This window comes from Thermococcus sp., assembly GCF_026991495.1.
Lineage (GTDB): Archaea > Methanobacteriota_B > Thermococci > Thermococcales > Thermococcaceae > Thermococcus.
Genome location: NZ_JALXBJ010000016.1, coordinates 1 through 26,501 on the forward strand (window position 1 = coordinate 1; position 26,501 = coordinate 26,501).

General features: G+C 56.7%; 31 protein-coding genes and 2 pseudogenes. 13 read left to right on the forward strand and 20 right to left on the reverse strand.

Translation table 11 applies throughout. The features are described 5' to 3' along the window. Window positions 1–121: 121 nt before the first annotated feature. Window positions 122–2,827 carry a DEAD/DEAH box helicase gene (locus MVB78_RS01585; protein WP_297487186.1) on the reverse strand — a complete coding sequence of 902 codons (2,706 nt, stop codon included), beginning with the start codon at window positions 2,825–2,827 and terminating at the stop codon, window positions 122–124. Window positions 2,828–3,132: 305 nt separating this feature from the next. On the opposite strand from MVB78_RS01585, the gene MVB78_RS01590 reads away from it, so the two are divergent. From MVB78_RS01590 to MVB78_RS01605, 4 genes are read left to right on the forward strand one after another with little or no spacing between them, the layout of a single operon-like run. After that, window positions 3,133–4,905, forward strand: coding sequence for a ribosome biogenesis/translation initiation ATPase RLI (locus tag MVB78_RS01590; RefSeq protein WP_297487238.1), 1,773 nt, complete (start codon window positions 3,133–3,135; stop codon window positions 4,903–4,905). A gap of 32 nt (window positions 4,906–4,937) precedes the next feature. Then, window positions 4,938–5,639, forward strand: a complete 702-nt coding sequence (locus MVB78_RS01595; RefSeq protein WP_297487188.1) for a SagB/ThcOx family dehydrogenase — start codon at window positions 4,938–4,940, stop codon at window positions 5,637–5,639. A gap of 1 nt (window position 5,640) precedes the next feature. Next, window positions 5,641–5,814, forward strand: coding sequence for a hypothetical protein (locus MVB78_RS01600; protein ID WP_297487190.1), 174 nt, complete (start codon window positions 5,641–5,643; stop codon window positions 5,812–5,814). 1 nt (window position 5,815) lies between these two features. Further along, window positions 5,816–6,796 (forward strand): AIR synthase family protein, encoded by a 981-nt coding sequence (locus tag MVB78_RS01605; protein WP_297487192.1) that lies wholly within the window; start codon window positions 5,816–5,818, stop codon window positions 6,794–6,796. Here the strand turns inward: MVB78_RS01605 and MVB78_RS01610 are convergent. After that, a complete protein-coding gene (locus MVB78_RS01610) occupies window positions 6,782–7,171 on the reverse strand; it encodes a M67 family metallopeptidase (RefSeq protein ID WP_297487194.1) in 390 nt (129 codons plus the stop codon). The two genes, MVB78_RS01605 and MVB78_RS01610, sit on opposite strands and share 15 nt — an antisense overlap. After that, a complete protein-coding gene (locus MVB78_RS01615) occupies window positions 7,168–8,016 on the reverse strand; it encodes a type I restriction enzyme HsdR N-terminal domain-containing protein (RefSeq protein WP_297487240.1) in 849 nt (282 codons plus the stop codon). The genes MVB78_RS01610 and MVB78_RS01615 overlap by 4 nt, the downstream gene beginning before the upstream one ends. 199 nt (window positions 8,017–8,215) lie before the next feature. Between MVB78_RS01615 and MVB78_RS01620 the strand changes: the two genes are divergently transcribed. The 3 genes from MVB78_RS01620 to MVB78_RS01630 are packed head-to-tail and all read left to right on the forward strand — an operon-like array spanning window position 8,216 to window position 10,971. Next, complete coding sequence (locus MVB78_RS01620) at window positions 8,216–9,013, forward strand: class II glutamine amidotransferase (protein ID WP_297487196.1); 798 nt, start codon at window positions 8,216–8,218, stop codon at window positions 9,011–9,013. A 44-nt stretch (window positions 9,014–9,057) separates the two neighbouring features. Then, window positions 9,058–9,465 carry a cyclic nucleotide-binding/CBS domain-containing protein gene (locus MVB78_RS01625; protein WP_297487242.1) on the forward strand — a complete coding sequence of 136 codons (408 nt, stop codon included), beginning with the start codon at window positions 9,058–9,060 and terminating at the stop codon, window positions 9,463–9,465. Window positions 9,466–9,471: 6 nt separating this feature from the next. Further along, window positions 9,472–10,971, forward strand: coding sequence for a metallophosphoesterase (locus tag MVB78_RS01630; protein ID WP_297487198.1), 1,500 nt, complete (start codon window positions 9,472–9,474; stop codon window positions 10,969–10,971). Here the strand turns inward: MVB78_RS01630 and MVB78_RS01635 are convergent, their stop codons facing one another. Then, the gene (locus tag MVB78_RS01635; protein ID WP_297487200.1) at window positions 10,972–11,844 is read right to left on the reverse strand and encodes a 2-phosphoglycerate kinase; all 873 of its coding nucleotides are present in this window, start codon (window positions 11,842–11,844) and stop codon (window positions 10,972–10,974) included. After that, complete coding sequence (locus MVB78_RS01640; protein WP_297487202.1) at window positions 11,828–13,132, reverse strand: 2,3-diphosphoglycerate synthetase; 1,305 nt, start codon at window positions 13,130–13,132, stop codon at window positions 11,828–11,830. The genes MVB78_RS01635 and MVB78_RS01640 overlap by 17 nt, the downstream gene beginning before the upstream one ends. A gap of 132 nt (window positions 13,133–13,264) precedes the next feature. Between MVB78_RS01640 and MVB78_RS01645 the strand changes: the two genes are divergently transcribed. Beyond that, window positions 13,265–13,444 (forward strand): hypothetical protein, encoded by a 180-nt coding sequence (locus MVB78_RS01645; RefSeq protein WP_297487204.1) that lies wholly within the window; start codon window positions 13,265–13,267, stop codon window positions 13,442–13,444. 68 nt (window positions 13,445–13,512) lie between these two features. After that, a complete protein-coding gene (locus MVB78_RS01650; protein ID WP_297487206.1) occupies window positions 13,513–14,385 on the forward strand; it encodes an MBL fold metallo-hydrolase in 873 nt (290 codons plus the stop codon). Window positions 14,386–14,388: 3 nt separating this feature from the next. On the opposite strand, the gene MVB78_RS01655 is transcribed toward MVB78_RS01650, so the two are convergent. Both MVB78_RS01655 and dps read right to left on the reverse strand, forming a co-directional pair. Further along, window positions 14,389–14,691 carry a ferritin family protein gene (locus MVB78_RS01655; protein ID WP_297487208.1) on the reverse strand — a complete coding sequence of 101 codons (303 nt, stop codon included), beginning with the start codon at window positions 14,689–14,691 and terminating at the stop codon, window positions 14,389–14,391. 49 nt (window positions 14,692–14,740) lie between these two features. Continuing rightward, window positions 14,741–15,292 carry a DNA protection during starvation protein gene (gene dps / locus MVB78_RS01660; protein ID WP_297487210.1) on the reverse strand — a complete coding sequence of 184 codons (552 nt, stop codon included), beginning with the start codon at window positions 15,290–15,292 and terminating at the stop codon, window positions 14,741–14,743. A 103-nt stretch (window positions 15,293–15,395) separates the two neighbouring features. Here dps and MVB78_RS01665 point away from each other — a divergent pair, with 103 nt between their 5' ends. Beyond that, window positions 15,396–15,773: a Fur family transcriptional regulator gene (locus MVB78_RS01665; RefSeq protein ID WP_297487211.1), complete on the forward strand. Its 378-nt coding sequence runs from the start codon at window positions 15,396–15,398 to the stop codon at window positions 15,771–15,773. Between the two features lie 20 nt (window positions 15,774–15,793). Here MVB78_RS01665 and MVB78_RS01670 read toward each other — a convergent pair whose 3' ends face one another. Both MVB78_RS01670 and MVB78_RS01675 read right to left on the reverse strand, forming a co-directional pair. Next, window positions 15,794–16,270: a ferritin family protein gene (locus MVB78_RS01670; RefSeq protein WP_297487213.1), complete on the reverse strand. Its 477-nt coding sequence runs from the start codon at window positions 16,268–16,270 to the stop codon at window positions 15,794–15,796. Between the two features lie 134 nt (window positions 16,271–16,404). After that, window positions 16,405–16,860, reverse strand: coding sequence for a peroxiredoxin (locus MVB78_RS01675; protein WP_297487215.1), 456 nt, complete (start codon window positions 16,858–16,860; stop codon window positions 16,405–16,407). A 91-nt stretch (window positions 16,861–16,951) separates the two neighbouring features. On the opposite strand from MVB78_RS01675, the gene MVB78_RS01680 reads away from it, so the two are divergent. Both MVB78_RS01680 and MVB78_RS01685 read left to right on the forward strand, forming a co-directional pair. Then, on the forward strand, window positions 16,952–17,476 hold the full coding sequence (locus tag MVB78_RS01680) for a GNAT family N-acetyltransferase (RefSeq protein WP_297487217.1): 525 nt from the start codon (window positions 16,952–16,954) through the stop codon (window positions 17,474–17,476). Between the two features lie 4 nt (window positions 17,477–17,480). After that, window positions 17,481–18,566 carry a VIT1/CCC1 transporter family protein gene (locus MVB78_RS01685; protein ID WP_297487219.1) on the forward strand — a complete coding sequence of 362 codons (1,086 nt, stop codon included), beginning with the start codon at window positions 17,481–17,483 and terminating at the stop codon, window positions 18,564–18,566. 10 nt (window positions 18,567–18,576) lie between these two features. Here the strand turns inward: MVB78_RS01685 and MVB78_RS01690 are convergent, their stop codons facing one another. From MVB78_RS01690 to MVB78_RS01715, 6 genes and pseudogenes are all read right to left on the reverse strand, one after another. Further along, on the reverse strand, window positions 18,577–19,587 hold the full coding sequence (locus tag MVB78_RS01690) for a class I SAM-dependent methyltransferase family protein (protein WP_297487221.1): 1,011 nt from the start codon (window positions 19,585–19,587) through the stop codon (window positions 18,577–18,579). Next, entirely contained in the window at window positions 19,575–20,168 is a 594-nt protein-coding gene (locus tag MVB78_RS01695; protein ID WP_297487223.1) for a DUF998 domain-containing protein, read from the reverse strand. Before MVB78_RS01695 ends, MVB78_RS01690 begins: the two co-directional genes overlap by 13 nt. After that, a pseudogene (locus tag MVB78_RS01700) lies at window positions 20,168–20,761 on the reverse strand (tRNA 4-thiouridine(8) synthase ThiI); the annotation flags it as partial. The gene MVB78_RS01695 and the pseudogene MVB78_RS01700, both read right to left, overlap by 1 nt. Further along, a complete protein-coding gene (locus MVB78_RS01705) occupies window positions 20,761–21,693 on the reverse strand; it encodes a THUMP domain-containing protein (RefSeq protein ID WP_297487224.1) in 933 nt (310 codons plus the stop codon). The gene MVB78_RS01705 and the pseudogene MVB78_RS01700, both read right to left, overlap by 1 nt. Before the next feature lie 3 nt (window positions 21,694–21,696). After that, window positions 21,697–22,017, reverse strand: coding sequence for a hypothetical protein (locus MVB78_RS01710; RefSeq protein ID WP_297487226.1), 321 nt, complete (start codon window positions 22,015–22,017; stop codon window positions 21,697–21,699). Between the two features lie 45 nt (window positions 22,018–22,062). Continuing rightward, complete coding sequence (locus tag MVB78_RS01715; RefSeq protein ID WP_297487228.1) at window positions 22,063–22,671, reverse strand: nitroreductase family protein; 609 nt, start codon at window positions 22,669–22,671, stop codon at window positions 22,063–22,065. 93 nt (window positions 22,672–22,764) lie between these two features. On the opposite strand from MVB78_RS01715, the gene MVB78_RS01720 reads away from it, so the two are divergent. Beyond that, window positions 22,765–23,478, forward strand: coding sequence for an aspartate/glutamate racemase family protein (locus MVB78_RS01720; RefSeq protein WP_297487229.1), 714 nt, complete (start codon window positions 22,765–22,767; stop codon window positions 23,476–23,478). 79 nt (window positions 23,479–23,557) lie between these two features. On the opposite strand, the gene MVB78_RS01725 is transcribed toward MVB78_RS01720, so the two are convergent. From MVB78_RS01725 to MVB78_RS01745, 5 genes and pseudogenes are all read right to left on the reverse strand, one after another. Beyond that, on the reverse strand, window positions 23,558–23,752 hold the full coding sequence (locus MVB78_RS01725; RefSeq protein ID WP_297487231.1) for a hypothetical protein: 195 nt from the start codon (window positions 23,750–23,752) through the stop codon (window positions 23,558–23,560). A gap of 19 nt (window positions 23,753–23,771) precedes the next feature. After that, window positions 23,772–24,776 carry a hypothetical protein gene (locus MVB78_RS01730; RefSeq protein ID WP_297487233.1) on the reverse strand — a complete coding sequence of 335 codons (1,005 nt, stop codon included), beginning with the start codon at window positions 24,774–24,776 and terminating at the stop codon, window positions 23,772–23,774. Beyond that, window positions 24,773–25,099 (reverse strand): hypothetical protein, encoded by a 327-nt coding sequence (locus MVB78_RS01735; RefSeq protein WP_297487235.1) that lies wholly within the window; start codon window positions 25,097–25,099, stop codon window positions 24,773–24,775. Before MVB78_RS01735 ends, MVB78_RS01730 begins: the two co-directional genes overlap by 4 nt. 5 nt (window positions 25,100–25,104) lie before the next feature. Beyond that, window positions 25,105–25,986: a hypothetical protein gene (locus tag MVB78_RS01740; RefSeq protein ID WP_297487237.1), complete on the reverse strand. Its 882-nt coding sequence runs from the start codon at window positions 25,984–25,986 to the stop codon at window positions 25,105–25,107. Window positions 25,987–26,010: 24 nt separating this feature from the next. Beyond that, a pseudogene (locus tag MVB78_RS01745) lies at window positions 26,011–26,501 on the reverse strand (hypothetical protein); the annotation flags it as partial.

Below are 26,501 nucleotides of genomic sequence, written 5' to 3' on the forward strand. Positions count from 1 at the left end.
TCGACTGTTTAATGGTTGTCTGGTGGTTTACTACATCCCCGCCCTAAAGGACGAGGCTTTCAAAAGAAAAAAGTAAAAGGCAAGGAGGGTGTAGGAACCTGAGACAAGTCCGACCTTGGGCTCAATCCCCCAGAACCTCACGGGAACCACCGTCCTTTCTCAGGATGCGCTCCCAGGCCCTTATCGCCAACCACTTGTCGAGGAACTCGTTGAAGGTGCCGCACTTCGGCGAGAGGACGCAGACCGGACAGCCGTCTTTGCAGGGGCAGCTCCTGAGGTGCTCAAGGCTCTTCTCCATGAGCTTCTCGATGTTCTCGTAGATAATTTCCGCCAGACCCGCTCCCCCCTCGTTGCCGTCGTAGATGAAAACGAGGGGCCTTCCAAAGTAGGGCTCACCCGGAAAGCCCGCGTAGCTGTAGCCCCCGAGCTCTCTGCTGTCAACGTACGTGAAAATCGGCGCTATTTTGATGAGGTTGTGCTCCATAGCGTGGAGAGCCGAGCCAATCCCGTCCTTGCTGTCAACCATCTTCTTTATCGCGAAGGCCAGCTCCTCGTCGTTTACCCCGGCCTTCTGGAGTGCATCTCCTATCGTCTTCCTTATGATGAAGCTCGTGCTCCCGAGGTATAGCGGGAAGAGCTTCCTCCTGTCGAGGCTCTCGTAAAGGTGGAGGGCGATATCCCCGCTCCCCTTCTCCTCCGCCTTCGCGAGGAACTCCCGGAACTCTTCGGCGGACACTTCCCTTATCGACTCAGGGAAGACGAGCCACACCCCTTCAGTCTCGAACTCCCTCACGTGCGGCTCCTCGAACTCGACCTTCGCGAACCTCTCCCAGTTGAGTATCGAGAAGTCCTCCTTGGTTTCGACCTTTTCTCCGCTCGCCGGAGAGAAGATTTCGCCCTTTAAAATCCCCCTCTCCTTCAGCTTCACCAGCTCGGCCACGTAGTTTGCTGTGTCCAGCCCTTTAACGGCGTAGCCCGTGTAGACGTGTCTCACTCTAAGCCTCCCGAGGCCTATCGTTACTCCCCGATAGGACTTCTCCTCCTTAACCTCAAGGATTTCAACGTCCTCGCGCTTGCTGGCGAAGGTTTCAACGTCCCAGAGGCGGTTGAGTTGCTTTGCAAAGACGAAGTGGAAGTTGCCCCTGCTTAACCTGTCCATCGCCATGTAGAGTTCTCCCCTTGAGAAGTAGGCCATTCCCGGCAAGAGAGAGCGGTGGTACTCATCGGTGTCGACCTCCTCTACCACGTAGCTCTTGAGCTTGAGCCAGTTGACGAAGTTGAGGAGCTCCCTAATGGAGGACTTCTCCATCAGCTTGCCCCTTATCCAGGGCTCGTCCTTGACGAGGAAGAAGCTTTCATCTGAAGCAGTTCTGAGTGAGGAGTAGCTGAAAGCTGGTTTTCTGAGGCGGAGCTCCAGCTTTCCGGTCAGGGGGTTCTTTTTGAGGTCTGCCTCCCTCTCGATGACGAGCTTTTCAGCGATTTTCCTTTCAAACTCATCCAGCTCGTCCCAGTCGAGGATTCCAAGTTCGGTGAGCAGGTAGTGGAGGTGCTTTTCCGCTATGCGCTCGTTATCCCTTTTTACCGGCATGTACTCGATTATGCCCTTCTCAAGCTTCTCAACCAGCTCATCGAAGTGCTCGCGGTAGTAGTAGTCGAGGCCGTTCTTCCTAAGGACGATGCCGTTGAGGGCTTCTCGTTCGGCCTTCCTGCCTGCCCTCCCGAAGCGCTGGATGAGAGAGAAGAGGCCGTCCGGAGGAATTCCGTAGTTTATCACCGCGTCGAGGTCACCTATGTCCATCCCCAGCTCAAGGGCGTTGGTGGTGAGGAGAACGAGGAGCTTTCCCTCCTTGAAGTCCCTCTCCACCTCCCAGCGGACGTTTTTTGGCAAAGTCCCTTTGTAGGTGCTCGCCCTTGAAAAGGCCGGCGAGTTCAGGAGGAAGCGCATTAGTTTTTCGGTTCCCTTTCTGCTGTCGAAGAATACGAGGGTCTTTATGCCCTTCTCCGCCAGTCTCTCAACGGCCGCCCTCAAAAGCTGCCTCTCCTCAAGGTTCCTCGGCTCGAAGAGAACCAGATACCTGCGAGGGAACGGGTTGGTGGCCGTCTTGACCTCCTCGAACTCAAGCCGGAACAGCTTTTCGGCAAATTCCCTCGGGTTCCTCAGCGTTGCCGAGAGGGCGATTATCTGGGGTTTAACACCAAGGCGTTTGAGCCTGAAGAGCAAGCGTTTGAAGAGCCACGCCGCGTTGCTCCCGAAGACACCGCGGTAAACGTGGAGCTCGTCAACAACCAGATAACGCAGGTTCTTCAAAAGCCACTCGTAGTCCCTCCAGCGGCGCAGGACGTTGTAGTGGAGCATGTCTGGAGTCGTGAACACGACCCTCGGCCTCTCGCGGATCAGTTCTTTCCTCCCGCTCCAGGAGACGTCACCGGTGAGAATCCTCGCGCTCACACTCTTCCCAGTCAGGCGGTAGAACGCTAGATTCTGAAGGGAGAACTTCTCGAACTGGTTGTTTATCAAGGCCCTCGTGGGGTAGATGAGGAGGTAGGTTTTTCTCGGATCCGAGAGGTAGGAGTCGAAGACGGCCAAACGGAAAATCTCGCTCTTTCCGCTCGCTGTGGGGGTTGTGACAACGATGTTTTTGCCCGAGTAGAGCTTTTTTAGGGCTTCAACCTGATGCCTGTAGAGGGTGAAGCCGAGTTCCTCCAAAAGGGCGTTTATTTCCGGATTGTTGAAGGCGAACTCCCCAAATTCACCCTCGCTCGGTGGGAAGACGTGGACTTTGGCTATCTCCGACTTCAGCGGTTTGAGCACTTCGAGGAGGGACATGGAGGAAAGTGGGAGAGAATGGCTAAAAAGATAACCCAGCCGTTTGAGCCCGAGCCTCTCTCTGTCGGTCCCAGTCCTGCCGAGCTCTCTATCTCTCTGTACGCCAACAAAAGGCCGTATTAGATCGTTTTCTCGATTCAACAATTTTTCCTTCCGAAATAAGCTCCTCTACGGTTTTTATTATCTAACAGGAGTTTGATTAAAGGCGTTACCCTCCAAACCGAACTCCCTGAGGCGGCGAGAATGGGATATCAAACCCCGCAACCCTTTAAAACCCTCACCCTCAGCCTAAGCCGGTGGTGGGAATGGCGAGGATAGCTGTCATCGATTACGACAAGTGTAACCCGGACAAGTGCGGTCACTTCCTCTGCGAGCGCGTCTGCCCCGTCAATCGAATGGGCGGCGAGGCAATAATCATCGACGAAGAAAACTACAGGCCGGTCATACAGGAGGCAAGCTGTACCGGCTGTGGGATCTGCGTCCACAAATGCCCCTTCGGCGCGATAACGATCGTCAACCTCCCAGAACAGCTCGATGAGGACTGCGTTCACCGCTACGGCGTCAACGGGTTCGTCCTCTACAGGCTTCCCATAGTGAAGGAGGGCATGGTCGTCGGCGTCCTCGGTCCCAACGGAACGGGTAAAACAACCGCCGTCAAAATCCTCTCCGGGCAGATAGTTCCAAACCTCTGCTCAGACAACGACTCCTGGGAGAACGTGATAAGGGCCTTCAGGGGAAGCGAGCTCCAGAACTACTTTGAAAAGCTCAGGAACCGCGAGATAAGGCCGGTCGTCAAACCGCAGTACGTTGACCTCATCCCCAGGGCCGTGAAGGGAAAGGTCCGAGACCTCCTCAAAAGGGCCGACGAGACCGGAAAGTTTGAGGAGGTTGTGAAGGGGCTTGAACTAGGGAACGTCCTCGACAGGGACATCAGGCACCTCTCGGGTGGAGAGCTTCAGATGGTCGCGATAGCGGCTGCCCTTCTAAGGGATGCCCACTTCTACTTCTTCGACGAGCCCTCAAGCTACCTCGACATAAGGCAGCGCCTCAGGGTGGCGAGGATAATCCGCCGTTTAGCGGACTCCGGAAAGAACGTTTTAGCTGTTGAGCACGACTTAGCTGTCCTCGACTACCTGAGCGACATAATCCACGTCGTCTACGGAAAGCCAAGTGTTTACGGTATCTTCTCCCAGCCGAAGTCAACGAGGAACGGGATAAACGAGTTCCTGCACGGTTACCTCCGCGACGAGAACGTCCGCTTCAGGCCCTACGAGATAAGCTTCACCAAGACCGGCGAGAGGAAAAGCCAGGGGGGAGAGATACTCGTCCAGTATCCACGTCTCGTGAAGGACTACGGGACGTTCAGGCTTGAAGCTGAAGGAGGGGAGCTCTACGTCGGCGAGGTCGTTGGAATAGTCGGGCCGAACGGAATAGGCAAGACGACCTTCGTCAAGATGCTCGCCGGCGTTGAAAAGCCGACTGAGGGCGAGGTTGACTGGTCTCTCACCGTCAGCTACAAGCCCCAGTACATCAAGACAGACTACGAGGGAACGGTTTACGAGCTTTTGAGCAGGATAGATGAGGCAAAGCTCATGAGCAGCTTCTACAAGAGCGAGCTACTCAACCCGTTAGGAATCCCCGACCTCTACGACAAGAAGGTCAGAGAACTGAGCGGTGGCGAGCTTCAGCGCGTCGCCATAACCGCCTGCCTGATACGCGATGCTGACCTGTACCTCCTCGACGAGCCTTCGGCGCATCTCGACTCCGAGCAGAGGCTCGCGGTTTCTAAAGCTATACGCTCCCTCATGGCCAAGAACGAGAAGACCGCTCTGATAGTCGAGCACGACGTCATGATGGTTGATTATCTGAGCGACCGCTTGATAGTCTTCGAGGGCGAGCCCGGGAAGTACGGAAAGGCTTTGCCCCCAATGGGCATGCGCGAGGGCATGAACCGCTTCCTAGCAGGCATAGGCATAACCTTCCGCAGGGATCCGGAAACGGGAAGGCCGAGGGCCAACAAGGAGGGCAGCGTGAAGGATAGGGAGCAGAGGGAGAGGGGCGAGTACTACTACACCTGAAGTGTTAAAAGCACTTCCTCAAAATTTTCCACATGATCTACAGGCGCCTGGCCGTAGTGGCCCTGATCCTGGTCGTGGTCCTGCCGGTGCTCTTGATGCTAAAGCCCGGCTTTCAGGGGGAGGTTAGCCAACCGCCGGTTGCCGGGAAGATCCTTCTGCCTGAGCCGCGCTACCGCGGCCAGATGAGCGTTGAAGAGGCGATAGCGAAGAGGAGGAGCATCAGGGAGTACTCAAGCGAACCCCTAAAGCTCTGGGAACTCGGACAGCTCCTCTGGGCCGCGCAGGGGATAACCAGCCCGGACGGAAAGAGGGCGGCTCCGAGTGCCGGTCCCACCTACCCATTCGAGGTCTATGCAGTCGTCGGAAACGTCGAGGGTCTGCCCCCCGGGATCTACCACTACGTCCCCAAGGGACACTACTTAGAGCCCGTCAAAAGCGGCGACTTCAGGGGAAAGCTCCAGGCGGCGGCCCTCAACCAGGAGTGGGTCGGGAAGGCGGCCGTTGACATAGTTCTCGTGGCGTTCTATGAGAGGACGACAAAGGTCTACGGCGACAGGGGAATCAGATACGTTCACATGGAGGCAGGCCACATAGGTGAGAACATATACCTCCAGGCCACCGCCTTAGGCCTCGGGACGGTGGCGGTGGGGGCCTTTGACGACGGGAGGGTCGCCCGCATAATAGGGACGACCGGCGACCCGCTCTACATATTCCCAGTGGGGAGGAGGGTTTAAAGTGAACCTCGATCACCACACCCTCGGCCTGCTCACCTTCGCAGCGATGACGCTCGCGGTCTTCACCGGCTCGATGATATTCCTGAGCGGGAGGAAGGCCTGGCTGATGCTCCACGTTCTGCTCTCCATCATAGCCTACATTCTGATGTTCCTGACGCTCTGGGTGGTGATGTGAGATGGCCGGAAAGGTTCCGCCCGAGGTTCTTGAGAGAATCCTCAGTAAGATCAGATCCGACGACCCAAGGGTTCTCATCGGGCCGGGGATAGGGATAGACGTCTCTGCTGTCAGCTTTGGAGAGAGAACCCTCGTTGCCTCCACGGACCCAATAACGGGCGCCGTTGAGGACATCGGCTACTACGCAGTCCACATCAATGCCAACGACGTTGCGACGTCCGGTGCAAGGCCGAGGTGGTTTCTCGTGACCCTTCTGCTGCCGGAGGGCGAGGAAAGGCTCGCCGGGAAGATAATGGGGCAGATCGCTTCGGAGGCGGGGAAGTTGGGGGTGTCCGTCATCGGGGGGCACACCGAGCTCACCCCCGGGCTCAGCAGGCCTATAGTGGTCGGTACCATGCTCGGGGAGGTTGACGGGAGACCCCTCTCCTCTGCCGGAGCTCGGCCCGGGGACGCTATAGTCATGACCAAGTGGGCCGGGCTTGAGGGGACTTCAATAATCGCGAGGGAGAGGCGGGAAGAGCTCGCAACAGCCTTCGGCCGGTCCTTCGTCGAGAGGGCCGAATCGCTCGCGGAGTACCTGAGCGTGGTGGACGAGGCCCTCTACGCGGCAGCTTTCGGTGCAAACGCCATGCACGACCCGACAGAGGGCGGGGTTGCCAACGGGGTGCACGAGATGGCCGATGCCGCTGGCCTCGGCTTCAGGCTCTACACCGAGGGGATACCAATCAGGGAGGAGACAGAAAAGATCTGCAGCTTCTACGGCCTGAACCCCCTCGCGCTCATGGGTTCGGGGTCACTTCTCATAGCCGTACCTCGCGATGCCGCCCGGCTGCTCGTGGAGAGGCTCCTCGCGAGGGGGATAAAAGCTACCCTTGTGGGCGAGTTCCTCGCCGAGAAGAAGAGGGTGGCCATCAGAAACGGCGACGAGCTACCTTTCAAGCGCCCGAAGGCGGACGAACTCTGGAAGCTATTCAAAGCTTAGCTCAACTTCCACGACCTTCCCGTCTTTGAGGATCCACGCCCTCATCTCCCTTCCATCAGTTATGAGCCAGGGGACGTTCCAGAGTTTCATCCCGCGCAGGTCGTCGGGCGATGGGATCGGGGGACAGCGGAGGTGCGAGTGGAAGATGCCGACGAGCTGAAGGCCCCTCCTTTCCGCCCTCTCCAGGATTTCAAGCACCTCACGGGGGTTTATCCGGAAGGAAGTGGGGGAGTGGAGTTCGTTCCGCGCAAAGACGACATCTAAGACTCTGAAGTCCTCCCCCTCCAACCCCAAGAGAAAGCCACATACCTCCTCATCCTCCCTAAGGCCACCGATGATCTTAGAGGCGAGAGGCCTCGGCAGGATAAGCCTCATAGCTCCACCGAGATGTTCAGCTTTTTCTCCTCCTCAAGACGGACGAGGATTTCCCTCGCCTTCTTCTGCTCCAGCGGGATTCTCTTCAGCTGCTCGTAGGCGGCCATTATCTCCCTTCTCTCATCACCGTAGGCTTTCTTCCCCATGTAGAGGAGGACAGCGAGTAGAACCCCTTTCAGAGTCCTCTCAGGCAGGGGTAAAACCTTCCAGCCGTTGTCGTAGACGTAGGCGGCCTTGGGCTGCTCCGCTCCATCGAGGAGGTAAACCGGGACAATCCTCTTGCCTTTCTCCACCCGGAGAAACTCGAAGAGAGCCTCCTTGGGATAGCCCTCCTTTACCAGCCCCTGAAAGCTCAGTTCGAGGGCCTTGAGAAGGGATGAGATGCGCTCCATGTCGAGTATGCGGGACTTCGATAGGAGGGAGAGCTTGAGGGCGGCCTTCATGGGGGGCTCCTCAAGGAGGTTGACGCTCATGAGGGTTCTCTCGCGGAGGCTTGATCCGAGTTCAAAGGATTTTATGGCGATCCAAACGGCGCCGTTGCTCAGTATACCGTACCTAACGCCCGCGCTGAAGCAGTACTTGGCTAACTGCCTCAGGGGTTCCTCCCTCTTCAGGATGTTCACGCCCAGGTTCTTGGCCTCAAGGTAGGCTAAAACCTCGCCCCCCAAGATCAGGGCGTAGTCGGCCCGGCCCTCCTCAGTCCTCGACTCCGGGCGAACCTCCTCGGGGTTGTTCCAGTCCCAGCCGAGCGCGCTCATGATCTCCCCTATCAGGTGCTGCTTTACCGCCTCCTCGTTGCTCTCATACAAGGCTCTGTGGGCGTTTATCCTCTTGAGAACCCTCATTATAACCGAGGCTATACCCTCAAGGTCTTCCTTCCCCGCAATGGTCTCAGGGGCCGTTTTAAGGCTGCGGAGTACCCCATCACCAGTGCGCTCCATGCTCTCAGCTCCCGGGAGTTCCACATGATTTAGGGTGGAGGGCCTAAAAACGTTTTGGGAAACGCTTTTCTGCCCGAAGGAATAACTCAACCCGTGATGGAAGATGTGCAGGGTTCTGTTTGCGGTGGGTGATGGAGAGCGCATCAGGCCCCTCGTTAGGGCCTTAGTTGGGGCCGCTGAGAACGACCCCTACAAGGAGAAGCGCGGTAAAGGGCGGCAGCACAAAGACGGATGGGGCTACACGCTCCTGTCGGACGGAAAACTGGAGCACTACCGCTCAAGCAGTCCCATATTCCGGGATGAGAGCGGGGTTAAGGGGCTAATCGAAAAGCTCGGCGGTTTTTCGGTTCTGATGGCCCACGCGAGGGCGGCCTCACAGGGCGGCAGGGATCTCCTCAACACCCAGCCCTTTTCCTTCTCCTCGAGAAGGGGCTTCTCGTTCTGGCTCTACCACAACGGCGACATAAACAAGGCCCGGCTTATTGAACTCGGGGAGTTCGACGGGGATTTGGCAGGGGTCTCGGACTCCTACGTCCTCGGCGCCTACCTCTGCAGAAAGCTCGGGGGGACTGCGAAGGAGGAGCTCCTGCGCCTCTACTCACCGGTAATGGATGCAACGAACACGAGCCTCAACACCGGCCTGCTCCTACTCCCCCCTGGCGGCTCCGCGAGGGCCTTCCTGACGGCGTACTCAAGGCCCCTCTACATTATGAGGCCCGCCAACTGGGACTACGTGCGGCAGATCGAAGTGGAGGATGAAAACTTATTCGCCTTAGCTTCGTCCACGCTCGAACTCTACCACAAGGGGCCCTGGAAGCCCGTCCAGAACGGAACAGCCTTCTACCTCAGCATAGATGCCGAGGGGGAGAGCTTCAACGTTGAGAGGCTCGTCATGGGGTGAACACCTTTTTATATTTTGAGGGACTAATGGGTTCGGTGATGGGCGTGGATCTAAAGGCCCCCATCAAGGTTTACATGACCCGGAAACTCATCGGCGTGTCCCCAGATGACACCGTCAAGAGGGCCGGGGAGGTCATGCTGGAGTTCGACGTTGGCTCCCTCGTCGTAGTGGAGGGGAGGGACGTCGTGGGCTTCCTGACGAAGGGCGACATAATAAGGCGCCTCGTCATCCCCGGCCTCCCTAACACGACCCCCGTCAGGGAGATCATGACCACGGAGCTGGTGGCAGTTCCCTCAACGACCCCCCTCGGGGACGTCCTTGACGTGCTCTCGAAGAAGGGGATAAAGCACATCCTCGTTGAGGAGGACGGCAGGATAGTGGGCATATTCTCGATAACGGACCTGCTTGAGGCGAGCAGGAGGAAGTTAGAGACAGCTATAGCCACGGAGTGATGCCGGATGATCCGCATCGCCCACATAAGCGACACCCACATAACCACCGAGGGGGCCTTCAAGGGGTACGCCTTCGACCTGATCGTTGAGGAGATAAACAGGGGAAACTTTGACCTCGTGATCCACACTGGCGACGTCACGAACCAGGGCCTCAGGGAGGAGTACGAGCAGGCCTCCTACCAGCTCACGAAGATAAAGAAGCCCCTCGTGACCATCCCCGGCAACCACGACGTGAGGAACGTCGGCTACAAACTCTTTGAGGACTTCATAGGGCCCCTGAACGGGGTTTACGAGTTCAAAGACGGCGTCCTGATCTGGGTTGACTCCACGATACCAGACCTGAGCGACGGCAGGATAGGGGGCTACAAGTTCAGGTGGCTCAAGGACAGGCTTGAGGAGTACTCGGGCAGGAGGTTCAAGATAGTGGCCGCGCACCACCACCTCGTCCCGCTCCCTGACACCGGAAGGGAACGGAACGTCCTCTTCAACGCCGGCGACGTCCTCGACCTCCTCCTAAGGCACGACGTAACGCTCTACACCTGCGGCCACAAGCACGTGCCGAACGTCTACCGCGTTGAAGACCTCGTCATAGACAACGCCGGCTGCACGTCCTGCAAGAAGACTCGGAGGGGGGACGTGAACAGCTACAACATAATAGAACTTCACGACGACGGAACGGTCGAGGTGACGATCAGGAGGGTCACTGGGGACGAAAAGAAGAAGGAGCACAGACCGATAAGGCCCAAGCTCTTCGTGCCGCGCGGGGAGAGGGTGCTCAGGATAGTGCAGGTGAGCGAGAGCAACGTCTCCGACAGGGTGTACTTCAGGAAGAAAACCCTCGAAAACGTCATCAGAATGATAAACGAGAGGATAAAGCCCGACGTACTGATCCACAACGGCAACGTAGTCGATGCCGGGATAGAGCGCTACTACGAGCGGGCCCACTCCTACTACCGTGAGGTGAGGGTTCCAAAGCTCGTGATACCGGGCCACAACGACATAACCTACCTCGGCTACGAGCTCTTCAAAGAGCACTTCGGAGAGCCCCAGATATTGGAGATGGGGGAGGTCGTTATCATACCCCTCCTCAGCGTCCAGTACGAGACCCCAATAGGGGTCGTGGGCAGGATGGGACAGAAGAAGCTCCTGAAGTTGCTCAAGGAGTACGAGGGCAAGTTCAGGGTCGTGGCGATGCACCACAACGTGATACCCATAGCGAAGAGCAGGGAGATAGGATTCCTTGAGGACGCGGGCGACGTCCTGAAGATCCTCACGGACGAGAAAACCGAGCTCGTCCTGACGGGCCACGGCGGCAACGCCTACGGGGTCAGGGTGGAGAGGACTCCTATAATAAACGCGGGCTCCGTCAGTTGGGAGCTCCACAGAAACCCCTTCGGGAACAGCTTCAACGTCATCGACGTCTACAGCGACATGGTCGTTGCGTGGGAGGTTCAGGCAACCTGGGGAAGCAGGAAGCTGCTCTGGATGGGGAAGAGGAAGGGGTGATCAGCCGCGGGACTTCTCAAGCCGCCTTATGACGTCCGAGATGATCCTCTCGACCGTTTTTTCCAGCTCAACGTTCTCCACGATTGGGACTCCGTGCTTCCTCGCGAGTTTAATTAAATAATCCTGGATTTCCATAATTCTGTCAATGTTCTCAATGTACTTCCGGGGATCGCGGAGGGAGTAGCGGGCCCTCTCGTAGAAGTGGCCCTCAAGGTAGTCCCTATCAGGGACGGTGATGAGGTACATGAACTCGTTGCCCTTCAGGTCAACGAAGCCGGGAACGACGTGGATCCCCTCAATGAGGGTGTTGAAGCCCTCCCTGCGGGACCTCTCGAGAACCGCCTCAATGCCCGTGGAGACGTGCTTCACCTGCATCCCGAAACCGTAGATGAGGGGGTCCACTTCCGCCGGCGGGTTCACGGCTTCGCCCGCAAGGAATGACGAGACGTGGATATCGGGGAGCAGGTCTGGTGCTATCATCTTCCTCATGACCTCCCTTATCGTGTCCGTCCCTATTATGCTCCTTATGCCGAGCCTGAAGGCTATCTCGGTGGATATCGTTGACTTTCCGACACCCGTGGCGCCACCGATGAGGATGGCTATCCTTATCTTCCTCCTCTTAAGCTTCCTCCAGAGGAGGTACCTCTCGGCCTGCTCCCTCAGCCCCTTCTCCAAAAGCTTCCTGTAGGTCAGCTCCCTTATCTCATCCGTTGAGACTACCCTCTTGGCCGCCCCCTCCAGCTCCCTCTGAACCTCGCTGGCTATCGCATAGGCGAGGCCGACGTCTATTCCAGCGAGCATTATGGAGCGCGTGAGGATGCCCCGCGAGAAGGGCAGCCTGATCTTCTTCTCCTCGTCAGTCACGAGCATCATGGGCCCTCACCCTCTCTATGAGCCTTAAAATGCTCTCCCCGAGGTCTCTGCCGTCCAGGTTGACGGGCTCGCTGTCAAGGTAGACGACCTCAATCCCCCTTTCAAGAGCCCACTTCGTAACCGTGTCCACAGCCGCCGCCTTCAGCTCGACGGCAACTGCCTCGATGCCGTCAAAGCGCTCCAGATCCTTCACCAGCTTCCCCCTGTTAGAGAGGTTTCCCGAGACCGCTGCAACCTCGGCGCCAAGGTTCCTCAGGTGCTCAGACGCAGGGCCCAGCGCTGGCTTTGATGTCATGACGAGGCCTATCCTCTTCCCAGCTACACTTCCGAGGGGCCGCGGCCTGAAGGCGGTCAGGTGGATCTCTGCCTTAGGGTTCACAGCTCTCACGGCCTCCACCAGCCTGTCCAGCTTCCCCCCCACCGCGAGATCCGCCATGGTCACGACGACGATGTCTGCCAAGGAGATCCTGAAGGGGCCGAAGTAGTGGGAGACCTTCTCAACGCCCTGGAGCGCCGAGACCACGACGACGTAGCCGTCTGCTCTGTAAGGCGGAAAGGTGGCCCCGCTGCCCTCAAGGATTATGAGATCGTGGGGGAGGGATTCGGCGAGCTCCACGCAGCCGTCCACAACATCGAAGAATGGAAAGCCGGCCATGCCCCCGCCGCAGCGGCGGCAGCCTATAGTGGTGACGCGAGAGGTCAGTGCGTCCTCAAAATGATCGGAAGCCGCGTGTCTTCCCTTCTCCGCCAGTTTGAGGAGGAACTCAGGCGTTATCTCCATCTCCTCCCCGTCTATGAGCTCCGGCTCCTCCGGCCCTCCCCTGCCCATGGTGACCACAACGGGCCGGGCAACTCTCTTCGCGGTTCTCGCGATGAAGCCCGAGACCGCTGTCTTTCCCACCCTCTTCCCGGTTCCGATAACTCCGATGGACGGCTTTGAGGTTCTTCTCATGGGTTTGGGGAAGAAGAGGAAGTCGGCGCCCCTGTAGGGCACCCCCAGGCCAAGGCAGAGGGAGGCTATCCTGAATCGAGACTCGTAGCCGACGACCGGTTCGTCGCTCAGGTCGACCACCTCATCAACATCGTTCTCGGTGAGGGCCCTCCTCAGGGCGGCGAGATAGTCGGGGGAGTGGTAAACGGGAACACCTACGCGCCTCTCCACCTCCTCAATGCCCCCTATCTTCTCGGTTCCGCCCAAGAAGACCGCACAGCAGACGTCGCCGAGCTTCCTTATGGCCCATGCGACAACGTCTGGATAGTGTTCGCCGTCGATAAGAACGGCCCTCATGCCACCACCACTCGTGAATACGGCCGAGACGATTTAACCTTTTCCAAGGTTTGAGGAGGAAGAATTATAAAGGGATAACGCTATATAACCCCGGGCACTGCCCGATACAGGCCTGAACGGAGGTGCTAAAAAATGGTCGAGTTGCTTGTGAAGTCGAAGATAAAGGAGCACGTGAAGAGCATTGAACCCGAGATGAGGGTCAGCCCTGAGTTCTACGACGCCCTCGAAGAGGAGCTCAAGGTTCTCGTCGAAAAAGCCGTCAAGAGGGCCAAGGACGAGGGCAAGAAGACTCTCTACGCCAGGCACGTCTGAAGGGAACCCCTCAATTTACCTTTTCCCAACCTTTTTATCCACCTTATCCAACTTTCTCCGGTGGTTTTATGGGACTGCGGAAGATGGACGACGACTTCTACCTGTACCCGGGAAGTCCCTCGACCGGTTTCAAACTGAGCGACGGGGGGATAGTCCTCGTTGACCCCGGCCACGGGAGCGGCAGGCATAAAGACCTCCTCCGGGAGGCGAGGAAGCTCGGAAAACCTGTTTTGGCCCAGGTGGCGACCCACGGGCACGCAGACCACATAGCGGCCTCCTTGAGGATAGGGGCTCCGCTCCACACCCACCGTTTTGAGGTCTCGATAGCCGAGAGCCCGGTGGCGAGGGAGGTCATGACCTTCGGCTCAAAGGCCCCAGAGGGGTTCTTAGCCTACTCCTTCCCGGAGGAGCTGAGGGTTCGGGGGGTTTTCGACTGGGGCGAGAGTCCCTTTGGCCTCAAAGCCGTAGGCCTCCTCGGCCACTCGCCCGGGATGACCGGTTTCCTGAGCGGGAACGTCCTCTACGCCGGCGACTCCTTCTTCGGGGAGAGGCTCCTGGGAGCCGTTGGCCTTCCGTACCTGATAGACGTCGGGGCGTTCCTGAGGTCATTGGACAGCCTTGAAGGGCTCGCCTCGTCGGGAGTTACCCTCATCCCCTCCCACGGCCCGGTTGTCTCGGGCGAGGAAGCCCTAAATCTCGTGGAAATAAACCGCGGGAGAATCCTCCGGGCCGTTGGGCTAACGCTGGAGCTCCTAAGAAGGCCCCTCTCCACGGATGAGCTGACCCTGAAACTCATGGAGGCCTTTGGGGTCGAACCCAACCCAAAGAAGCTCGCCCTGAACCTCGTCCCTGTGAGGGCCATCATAGCCCGGCTTTACAACGATGACAAGATAGAGGCCCTGGTCGAGAAGGGCCTGAAATGGAAGGTAAAGGCGGGCTGAGGATTAGAATTCGACCTTTATCCCCGCTTCCTCCTCAACCTCCTCAAAGCCCTCCTTCATGTACTTCGCGAGCTCCTCATCGACCTCGAAGAGGGCCGCGAGGAACTCCCCGAAGTGCTCCTTTTCCTCATTGGCAACGTCGAGGAAGATGCCCTTTATCCTCTCGTCGCCTATTCCAGCGGCCAGCTGCTCGTAGATGTTTATGGCATCGAGCTCGGCCTCGATGGCCCACCTCAAAGCCTGCGCTATTTCGGTCTTGGTTAGGGGTCTCTCCTTCGGGAGCTCAAAGGGGTATTTCGCGAGCATTGCATCACCTCCCAGTTTTACTCCCCGAGCCTAATAACCCTTGCCTCCATCATCTAAGGAACTTGGAGACGTAGGGGCTTTCGCCGGGCTTTCCGCGCCTGAAGTGGCCGCTCGGCTTTCCTGTCAAAAGCTCCTCGAACCAGGCCTCGTGCTCTATCTCCTCGTGGAGGATAGCTAAGGAGAGGTCGTAGGTTCTCGGGTCTTTGCCCATCGTGTAGTTGCATATCTCGGTGTAGACCCCCACGGCGCAGCGCTCCGCCTGTAGGAGAACCTTCAGGATTTCCTCAACGGTCGGGTTCTCGGGCAGGTAGGCGTCGCTACACCAGGCCATATCGGCAAAATCGCGAATGTCCCTCGGGAGCTCGCCCCCGAGCTCGTAAATCCTCGGCACGAGGGCCTCGAAGTGGTTCCTGTCCTCAAGACGGGCATCCTCGACGATCTCCTTAATCGCTTCGCCTTCCAGGCCAGAGGAGTGGTTCCTCAGCAGTGTGTAGTAGTAATAGGTCGTGAACTCCGCCGCGGCAGCTTTCAGCAGCATCTCCAAAAGCTTCTCAACCTCTATCCCGGCCCTCTCAACAAGTCTTCTGTTGTGCTCCGACATGGTATCACCACTTGTCTATTGTTATTTCTACTTAATAAACTTTTCTATTTAGAAATTATTTTCATTTAGGAAGACTTATAAAGGAGGCGCCTTAGTTCATCCCATGTGGAAGGAGAGAGCCGTTGAGGCACTGAAGAAGAAAGGCTACAAGATGACCCCGCAGAGGCTCAAGCTCCTCGAAGTCCTTGATGAGATCGGGGAAAGGCACCCCTCCCTCGGCGAGGTTCACAACGCGTTGAAGGGGGAGTTCCCGACGGTCAGCTTTTCGACCCTGTACTCGAACGTCCTCACGCTGAGGGAGCTCGGGTTGGTTGAGCTCTTCTCCCTCGAAGGGGAGACGAGGATAGAGGTGAACACGAAGCCCCACGTCAACCTCATAGAGGGCAGCAGGATAATCGACGTCAACGACCCGGAGATAATAGAGGCCATACGGAGAAAAACGGGGAGAAACGTAAAGCTTGTCAACGTTTTAGTTGAGTGAGGCACGGTCTTGGGCTGGGCTCAGTCCACCTCCAGACTGAAGTCCTGGTAGTCCATCCATATTCCGGTCTTCATTATAGCGTCGTACTGGGCTTTAAGGAGCTCGTAGTGGCCCTTCTCAACCTTCGCTAACTCCTCGAAGATCCTCCTGACGCTCTCATGCTCCGCGTCCTTCGCGGCTTTCTCGTAGAACTCCCAGGTCAGCTTCTCCTGCTCCATGCCCACCTTGACGGCATCGACCTCACTCAGGCCCTCAGGTTCCTTGACGAGCAAGCTATCAAGGAGCTCCTCACTTACCGCCGGAAGCCTGCACTCCTCGGCGACCCTCTCAAGGAAGGCCTTCTCGAACTCGTCCCAGTGCTCAGCCTCTTCCTTCGCTAAGAACAGAAACATCTTCCTGGCCCTCTCGTCTCCCGCTTTCCTTGCGAGCCTCAGGTAGAACTTCAGCTCGGCCTTTTCGACTTCGAGGGCTAAGGCAAGGGCCTCAATCTCGTTCATACCATCACCACATAAAACTACACCCGGGAGGTTAATAAGAATTTGCGTCTCCATTTGGAACCGGCAGCAATCGCGCCTTGGGGACTCCCAGCCGTCCCGCGTCTATCCTGTTAAAACCCCGAAAAAGCCCGAAATCAGCTCAAAAGGTCCCTAACGACTTCCAAAACCTCGGCCGCGTGGCCCTTCGCGCGGACGTTCACCTTCTTCCAGACGACCTCCCCCTCCGGGCTGAGGATGAAGGTGCTCCTCACGGCGCCCTCGTACTCTTTGCCATAGCGCTTCTTCCTGCCCCAGGCACCGAGGGCCCTGTGCAGCTCCGCTCCGGGGTCGCTGAGGAGCCTGACCCTGAGCCCGTACCTCCCCTTGAACCTGAGGTGGCTCCTCTGGGAGTCCCTGCTGACGCCGATGACCTGGACGCCAAGCCGCTCAAACTCATCGAGGAGCTCGCTGAACTCCTTCGCCTCGGTGGTGCATCCCGGGGTGTTGTCCTTCGGGTAGAAGTAGAGGACCGTCCACCTACCGAGAACCACGTCCCTAAGGGGCTTCTCGACCCCGTCCTCGTCTATCACCTTCAGATCCAGGAAGTTCATGCCATCACCCATATCCTTAGGGGAGCCTAATACTTAAGCGTTTTGGCACAAGGGTTATTAGGTTCCGCGAGTAAAGGCCCCCGGTGGTGGCATGGAGATCCAGAGGGCCGAGCGGCCCGCTGAACTCAAGGAAGAACTACTCCGCCTTGCGTTCCGGGTCTACAAGAGCACCGGCGGCGCCTATCCCGCCCTCGAATGGGTCGAGAACAAGCCCTCCCCGAACGACTTCGAAGGCTTCCGAGAGGTTTACGAACCCTTCCTCGAATTCCGACTCAGGGAAGAGTTCGATGAGCTCTATCTGCTCCGGACAGAGTCAGGAAGGATCGCCGGAACCGTGGCTTTAGTCTACAACCTCCGGGGGAAGGAGATCTGGTGGGTTCCTAAGGAGATAACGGACGGAAGGGCCGGCCTCGTAGAGTTCTTCATGGTGGATCCCGAGTTCAGGGGTATGGGCTACGGCTCGCGGCTCCTGGCCTTCGCGGTGGAGAGGCTGAGGGAAATTGGAAAGGTCCCGTACGTGATAACCTTTCCCAACCTCGATGCCTACGCTTACTACCTCGAAAAGGGCTTCCGGGAGGTCATGAGGCTCCGGGAGTTCGTCGTCCTCAGGGGGTGACGGGATGGAGGGGGTTGAGTTAGCCAAAGAGTTCTACAGAGACGAGTACCTTGACTCGGCCCTCTACGCCTTTCTCGGAAGCAGGGAACGGGACGAAAAGCTCAGGGAGGAGTTCCAGAGGCTGGCGAGGGTTGAGGCCCTTCACGCCCGCTTCTGGAGGGACTTCCTGCGGAAGAGGGGCCTTGAGGTGAGGTCGCCGCGGGTGGGCAGGCTGAGGAGGTACGCCGTTCTCGCGCTCAGGAAGCTCCTCGGACCTGGAGGCGTCGTGTCTTTCCTTGAGATGAACGAGGGCTCCGCCGTGGAGAAGTACTACCGTTTCCTCACGGCTTTTGAGCTGGATGAGGAAGAGCGGGAGGCCCTTTCGAGGATAATCATAGACGAGCTCGAACACGAGAGGCTCTTCTCCGAGGAGCGGAGGCGCTTCCACACCGAGAACCTCAGGGATTTCATCCTCGGGATGAACGACGGACTCGTTGAGCTCCTGGGCGCGGTCACTGGGCTGTCGGCGGTCTACGTTAGCGCCCCGAGGATAGTAGGGATAAGCGGCCTCGTTGTGGGAGTTGCCGGGGCCCTCTCAATGGCCATAGGGGCCTTCATCTCAGTGCGCTCCCAGAGGCAGGTGAACGAGGCGGTCAGGAGAAGGCTGGAAGTCCTTTTCCGCGTTTCAAGGGACAGGGCTGAGAAGGAGCTCCTCGGGAGGCTCCTTGAGAGCGGAATGCCGGAGGAGGTAGCGGGGGAAGTCGCGGAAAAACTCGCCTCAAACCGCGATGCGGTTATAAGGCTCCTCGCGTCAGAAGGCGGTGAAAACGAACTCAGATCTGCTGTCTACACGGGACTGGCCTACCTCTTAGGCGTCTCCTTCCCAGTGACGCCCTACTTCCTCGCATCATCCTCCCTGCTCGCGCTCCCGGTCTCGATAGCCCTCGCCGGCACGGTGTTAGGCCTCGTAGCGGTTGCAGTATCGGTTCTCTCGGGGATCTCGATCCGGGCCAAGGTTCTTGAGATGGTTTCAACGGGACTCGGGGCGGCCTTCGTCAGCTACCTCTTCGGGAGGCTCATGGAGGCCCTTTTCCACGTCTCGGCACTCTGAGCCTTTTCCCTCAGGGCCCTGAGGGACCGCCCTCAACCATGAAGTCAATCGCGATGTTGAACTGTCTGGGAGCGTAAGGTCGCACCTTCCTCTCGTCAAGGAACCTGACCTCAAGACCGAGCTCCCGGGCAACGGCCTTTATCTTCGCCTCGTGCTCCGAGAACAGGTCTTCCTCCGGGGAAAAGCCGTAGTAGTGAACCACGCCGCCTGGCTTAACGCTCAGCATCGCCCCCCTCAAAAAGCGGCCGGCGAACTTCGGGAGGTTCATTACAACGCGGTCGGCCTTAACTTTCCCGGCAACCTTCCTGACATCCCCGAGGATCGGGACGACGTTGCCAACCTTGTTGAGGCCGATGTTCTCCTCAAGGTATCTAACCGCCCAGGGGTTGATGTCGCAGGCGAAGACGAGCCTTGCCTTCCTCGCGAGGAGGATCGAATAAGGCCCAACTCCAGAGAACATATCGAAGACGACCTCCCCCTGCCTCGCCTTCCTGAAAACCCTCATCCTCTCAGTGGCCAGCCTCGGGGAGAAGTAAACCTTAGAAACGTCGAGCTTCAGCCTGATCCCGTTCTCGCGGTGGATGGTCTCGGCCCCTTTCCTTCCAGCGAGGTGGATGAGCTCTCTAACCCTGTACTCACCCTCGATCCTGCCCCCTTTGGCGAAGACTGCCCTTACGTGGCGGTGGGCTTTGAGAATGGCCTCCCCAATGGCCTTCCCATAAGGCCTTAGCTCCTCAGGCAGCTCGATTATAGCAATATCGCCGATGACGTCGAATGAGCTCGGCAGGAGCGGTCTGAGCTCCGCTGGGACATCAACGACCTCGCGGTAGCTCTTGGGTCTTCTCATTAGCTTCCTGAACTCGGCCTCGACGAGCTCGAAGCCCTCAACTGGCCTGGTGACTGGGAAGAGCACGAAATCGCCCCTTCTCTCCGGGGAGTAGCCCCTGGCGAGAACGCCGAGTCCTAAGAGCTTTCTCCTGACCGCCTCGGCCTCGCCCTTCGGAACCTTCACCGCCAGCATCGCCTGAGAATGACGGCGGCGGACTTAAAAAGGTGCGGCCTCCCGAGCATCAAAAGGCCTATGTAAACGAACCATGCGAGGATCACAGCCGCCCCGATGAGCTCCGGAACCGCGAGCCCCCGGAAGACCCCGGCCCTGATGAGGTAGGCGATCGCGGTGAAGGCCAGAACTGAGAGCGATGCCCATGCAAAACCCGAGGAGATCCCGGAGAAGCCGAGCCTGAGACCGACTATGAAAACGTCCCCTAAGGCTAAGGCGTAGAAGGCAACGGCGGCCGGGGTGTGGTAGGGGGTCTCCTCTGGAAAGAGGCCAACGAGGATGAGGGAAACCATCGCCGCGGGCATGAGGTAGGAGAGGCCGCTTTTGAACGCCCCCAACGATGCAATGAGGCCGAGCGCGGCCATGACGATGAGGGAAGCGTTAAAGTACAGCCTGGCCGGGTTGTGGAGGGAGCCCATGTCGCTGAGGGCGTTCTCCCGGAGGGAGAACCAGGGGTTGTGTGAGAGGGCTACCCAGAGGGCGATGATAAAGAAGATGGGCATCGCGATTGCAGCGTAGGATGAGATTTTAACGGGGTCCATCACCTCCCCTCCCCGGGCTCGGAGCCAAATATTGCCCTATAAATCTTCCTGAACTCATCCCAGGAGCCCCTTATAACGGGGTGCCTCGGGACGCACCGGCACTCGTCCTCCGGGAGCGTCGAGAGCTCAAAGGTCCCTATCTCCTTCGCTATTGCGACGATCTCCTCCTTGTCGAGCCCTATCAGGGGCCGGATTATCGGGAGCCTCGTGGCCCTGCTGACCACGAGGATGTTGTCCAACGTCTGGGAGGCGACCTGCCCTATGCTGTCCCCCATAACGATCGCCCTGGCGCCCCTCCTTACCGCAACCGCCTCGGCCGCCCGAACCATCCTGAACTTGCACAGGACGCAGGTGTACTTCTCCTTTCTCAGTCCCCTGAGCTTGGCCACTACTTCATCCCTGTCCTTGGGGTGCACGGTTACCAGCCCGGAGACATCCCCGTACTCGGAGAGCTTCTCCACTATCAGCCGGACCTTCTCCTCCGTCTTCGGCCCCACGTAAATGTGAACCGGTATCACCGAGGCCCCTTTGGCGAGCGTGAGGTATGCGGCAACCGGTGAGTCTATACCGCCGCTCAGGAGCGCCACAACCTTCACAGCCCAGCCCTCCTTCTTATCCTCTCCACGTACCCCTCAGGGAGCGCCAAGATCGGGTAGAAGAGGGGGATGTCCGTTCTCTCGTTCTCGCGAACCAGTTCATCCACAAGCTCCTCAGTTAAGCTATCCGCGTACCTGCCGAGGACTACTCCCTTCGCCCCGAACTGCCTCGCGACCTTTAGGGCCTCCTGGAGGGGCTCCCCCTTGGCCACCACGAGCTCCGCCTTGGAGCCGTAGGCGTACCTCTTGAGCTTCCTCCAGAGCCCCCTGACTGCCTCCAGCTCCTCCTCCGACCCTAAGACGTAGAGGGGGATCACCTCGACGCCCCTCTTCATCATGAGGAAAGCCGAGACCGCCGAGTTCGGACCGCTGAGGAGTGCAACGACCTTGCCCTGCGTCCCTATCGGCAGGCCGCCCCAGGCGTGAACCCTATCAACGTAAACGTATGCCTTTCCATCCATCAGCTCCACCCCGACCTCGATCTCGTAGCCGCGGAGGTCTACCTCACTCTCCTCGTTCTCCAAGATGTACTCCCCAACCTTTGCCTGAACCTCGGGACTCCTGAGCGGGAACTCCTTGGTTATCCTCCTCGCGGTAACCCGGAAGCGGGGTTTCTCAACTCCGAGCTCGCGCTTTTTTCTCCTGAAGAGCCTGAGCGCAGTTCTGTTTATCTTCTCCAGCTCGGCTTTTACTTCCATCGCCGGCGAGAGCGAGACTATGCCGAAAACTCGGGTGAGGACTTCGGCAGCCTCTTCAGTTCTGTTCGTCCTTACCAAGATCCTTCCGTGTTTCGCCTCGATCCCCTTGAAGTCGATCCCCCCGCTCACCAAAGCCTCTCGGATGTTGTTGACGAGGATGCTCTCGAACCACCTCCTCGTCTGCCTCGACTTCGTCCCTATCTCGCCGTACCTGACGACCACAACGTTCACCCATCATCCCCCCGGGATCATAATCCTGACCTCTATGTACTTCTGGATCAGACTGTAGAGGAAGAGCGCCGCCGGGTAGGACGAGAGGATTATGAGCTCGTTCATCTCGAATATGTGCCTCGCTATCTCCCTCGCCCTCGGGGAGTTGCTGACTATCACCCCGGTGTACTTCCTCTTCAGGAACTTGTTGAGCTCAATCCCCGCTATGAGCAGGACCAGGCCCAGCAGCCCCCACATCTTTCCGAAGACGAGCATGAGTATCAGGGTCGTCCCGAAGATTATCCAGCCCCCCGTTATGCCGAGGAATATCACGAACTCTATCATCGCCCCACCGTTGAGGATTGAGCGCGGGGGATAAAAACGTTTGGCTCAGAGAACCCTCAGAACCTCTTCGATTCCCTTCCTCCTCTTCCGCGGCTTCACATCCCACCTCGGGTACCCGATGGGGATGAGGCCAACGAGGTAGTAGTTCTCGTCGAGACCTGCCAGCCCCCGGACTTTCTCCTCTATCCCCCTGAAGTTCGTCACGCCGATGTACACAGCGCCGAGGCCGAGTTCGACAGCTTTCAGCATGAGGTTCTCTATCGCCATCGCGGCGCTCTCAACGCTCCATATGAATTCGACCTCGTCGAACTCCCTTCCCTTAAGGAAGCGGACACGCCTGTCGATGAAGACCGCGATGTAAACCGGCGCCCGGTACATGCCCTCCGTGTACATCCTGTTTCTGAGCTTCCCTATCTTCTCCTCGGGCAGGTCTACCGCCCGGTAGTACTCCACCATACCCTCGGCTATCAGGTCAAAGACCTTTCTCCTGGCTTCCCCGCTTTGGAAGAGGACGAAGGGCCAGTTTTCCAGGCCGCTCGCCGTCGGCGCCCTTATGGCTACTCCTGTCAGCTCCCAGATGGTTTCCTCACTCACCGGCTCGTCCCTGAAGTACCTGACAGACGTCCTCTTCGATATCGCCTCGTCCAGCTCCATGCTCCAACCGGAATGCTGTAGCCGCGGGACTTAATCAACCTTCCTAAAACCAAAGGTTTAATAGCACGAAGCCGTAGTCCCTCCGGTGAAAGCATGTACGGATGGCGTGGAAGGCTGGGCCTTATCGTTCCCTCATCGAACACCACGATGGAGATGGAGCTTCACAATTACCTCCCGGAGGGCCTTTCGCTCCACACGGCCAGGATGCCCCTGAGGAACGTTACCGAGGAGGAGCTGCTCTCAATGGCCTCGATGGCCGCTGACGCCGCCAGGCTCCTTAAGGATGCGGGCGTCGAGCAGATACTCTACGGCTGCACGAGCGGCTCCTTCATAGGCGGGAAGGACTACGAGAAGGAGCTTGAGGCAAAGATAGAGGAGGAGGTCAAAGTTCCGGTCGTGAGCACGAGCACGGCCGTAATAGAGGCGCTCAAGATACTCGACGCCCAGTCTATCCTGGTGATAACCCCCTACACCGACGAGATAAACCAGCGGGAGAAGGAGTTCCTTGAGGCCAACGGTTTTGAAGTCCTCGACATAAGGGGGCTCGGAATAGAGGACAACCTCCGGATAGGGAAGCTCGAACCCTACGAGGCCTACCGCCTGGCAAAGGCCAGCTTCATGGATGAGGCGGACGCTATTTTCATAAGCTGCACGAACCTGAGGACCTTTGAGATAATCGAGGCTCTGGAAGAGGATCTGGGCGTTCCGGTCGTCACGAGCAACCAGGCGTCGCTCTGGCTCGCGCTGCGCGAGATGGACGTTATGGAGAGGATCCCGGAGCTCGGCAACCTCTTTGCGGAGTATTAAAGTTCTCTCTTTCCGATTTTGAGCTTGCCTACCGATGGAAGAGAAAGAGCAAAAGGATGGAAATGGGGCTGGGCTTCCATTATCTCCGGCTCACCTCCATGAAGTAGCCAACGCCAGTGTACGGGCCTGTATCGTCATTGTCCATTTTTTCATTGCTTGGAACTTCGGCTAACTTGTAGGCTCCTTCAGCCAAGGAGAGTTGATGGTAAGTGTAAGCATTGTAGGCGAAAAAGGAGAGGAGGACGAAGAGTATTCCAAGGAGGAGCTTCTTCATCTGTTGATTCCCTCCAGCATTAGGGCAACTTCTCCAGTATGTTGCTTCCATACCAAGTGCACACGTACCCGCTAAATCTCTTGAATTCTGTGCGTTTGATTTCTCCTTGGGGATATATTCTCCAAATTCCCTCGATGCCTTTCCTTGGGTTCACCCAGGTTGTCCACGCTTCGATTCTCCCCTCCTCTCTTGTGATTGAGAGTTCAAAGCGGAGGGAGCCCTTAATATTGGTTGTAAGCTCCTCGGACTTCAACTTTTGAGTAATAATCTCCAACGGAACTTCCTCCAGCGTCCACGTTTTATTGCTTGGGGCTTTGACTTCTGCTGTTGTTGAGAGTGTAATATTGCCCGGATAATGGGCGATTACATTAATCGTTCCATTGTCCCCTGTTATGAACTCTAGTATCACCCCCCTCCACGAAGCACTCATTGAAGAAGGCAAGTGAAGCAAACCCCCATACCCCAGGGGACCTCGTAGTATTCCCATATCTCCCACGCGCTCTACAATTTTGCCTGTTGAAATTTCCCCATCCTTGGTGAGTACAAGGTTCACGTAAGTAGTGTTCTCCTTGCCTTTGATAATTTCTTCAATCGACGGGTAAATGCTCTCAATCTCCTCGTTCCGGTAGATCGTATCCTTGTAAAGTAGTTCTCTGCAGTTGTCGCAGTTTTTGAATTCTCTCAGTTTTTCTGGGCTTGTTGCAAGTGCTGAATAGTTGAAGGGCGCTTCACAGGATATTATATCGTCCCTCATTGTTGGAATGAATTTGAGAAGTTTTATTATTTTGAAAGTGTAAATCCTGATTTCCCGCTCTTTTGGGTTGTAAAAGGCAAATTGGTATTCTCTGAACCCATTAAAACCAGTTTGAGAGTAGTAGTAAGCGGCAACAAGCTGCGAATTTTGCCTGACTTGCTCTGGAATCCTCTGGTAAAGAGTGCTCATGCTCTCGCTTGGAAGGTAAAAGTAGCCGAAAAGCAGAAAGAAAACTAAAAGGAAGCTGAAGACCACTAAAACTCTCCTCATCCCCAAATCACCTCCATGAAGTAGCCAACGCCAGTATATGGGCCTGTATATGGATTGAGAGGAATATAATTTTTAATTGGAAAATGGCGAGAGCTTACAATTTGTCCATTCAATAGTTCCCTCAGGGTGTCTCTACCGCACATCTGCCACTTGTTCCATTGGTATGTCATGTGTTCTTCCCAGTTATTTTCTCCGAATTTTTGTATTAGTTTGGCTTTGAACCTCTCGTAATCAGCGGGCCAGCTCAGCTCGCTGTACTTGTAAGCATTGTTCATTATTGAATGGGAAGGCGTGCTATTGGAGCACGTTACGCGTTCCTTCACCAAAACTATCCCCCAGATAACTTGCATTTTTTCACATACCTAAGGGTTTCGACGGTTCCGTTGGGGTATATCGTTATTTTATCAACCCGCGGGCATAGGCCTTCTCCTTCCTCCAGCACTTTGGATGGAAACGGGTTTATGATGACTCCAGAGGCATTGATGAGGATTTCCCTGCCGTTGCACGTTCTGTTCCAGATCAAGGAAAGCGGTGGAAGGCCCTCAATAATGGGCGTTTGCCTCTGTGGCTTGGGGTGTCCCTTAAGGTGCCAGAGTGGGTAAACGGCAATCATATTGGCCGAGCTGTTGTTTTTAATGACCGTTATCCATGTTGAGTACCCACATTTGACTCTTGTTGGGAACACGAGATAGCCCCCTATGAGGGGATTATCATCCACTGCGGGAAGGTCTGATCTGTCGCCGAATATCAGCGTGCAGTTGTTGCATTGTTCAATTACCTTTTCCAGCTTTGGAGGTGCCGTTAGAACATGCTCCAGCTCTTCTCCTTTCAGCACCGTTACAGTGCCGTTTACATTCACTACCAAAAACTGGCCCTTTTGAGGGAGGTGAGGGATCTGATAGAGTGAAAACACAAGCGGGCTGTAGGTTATCGCAGTTTCTACTGCTTTTTCGTTGACGACGATTTTTGAGATTGGAAACCCCTTTAGTGTTATCTGGACTTCTCCAAGTGTTTTGTTTTTGTATGTAATAATCCTCCATCCGTCTGGGTCTCGGTATATCAGGAGAAGGTTTTCTTTGTCAAGTCTGGCCTTATTCAGCACGCAGGTTAGTGAGCTAAAGCACGATGACTCTCTGTGGTCATAAACTAATAGGGAACCCAGTACCAGCACAAAAATAAGAAAGAGCAGAGGCCAGTGCTTCATCTCCAACTCACCTGCATTTCAATTTTGGAGTTATATCCTGTCTGGGTATGGTGAGCAGTAACCTGCTCTTCTCGCCCATGTTTTTACTGTGCCGTTTTTCAGAACTATCACTTGGATTATCGTGAAACACCACTTCTCTTTTATTGCTTTTGGCGCCATTTGATTGAAGATTTCCTGAGCGTGAGGATTAACGTAAATCCCCGTAGCATTCACTAAAGTGCTCTCTACATCTACACATGGACTCTCGTCAATCTTTTTCAAAAGCTTCAAGTAGTCCTTTCCCTGGAAGACTGGCAGGTTCAGCGCTTTTATTAGTGTGCTTACATTTCCGTGCGGGTAGATAACTCTTACCAGATCGTGCGTTTCGTTGTACGGCTCAACCACCAGCCAAGTGCCCTCACAAAGCGGATCGTTTGACGTTGTGAAAGCCATAATTCCATTCACAATACTAGTGTTTTCTAAAGTTAGCCATTCGTGGTTTCTGACCGCATTAACCTCATGAACTGTTCTGATTAGTTTGA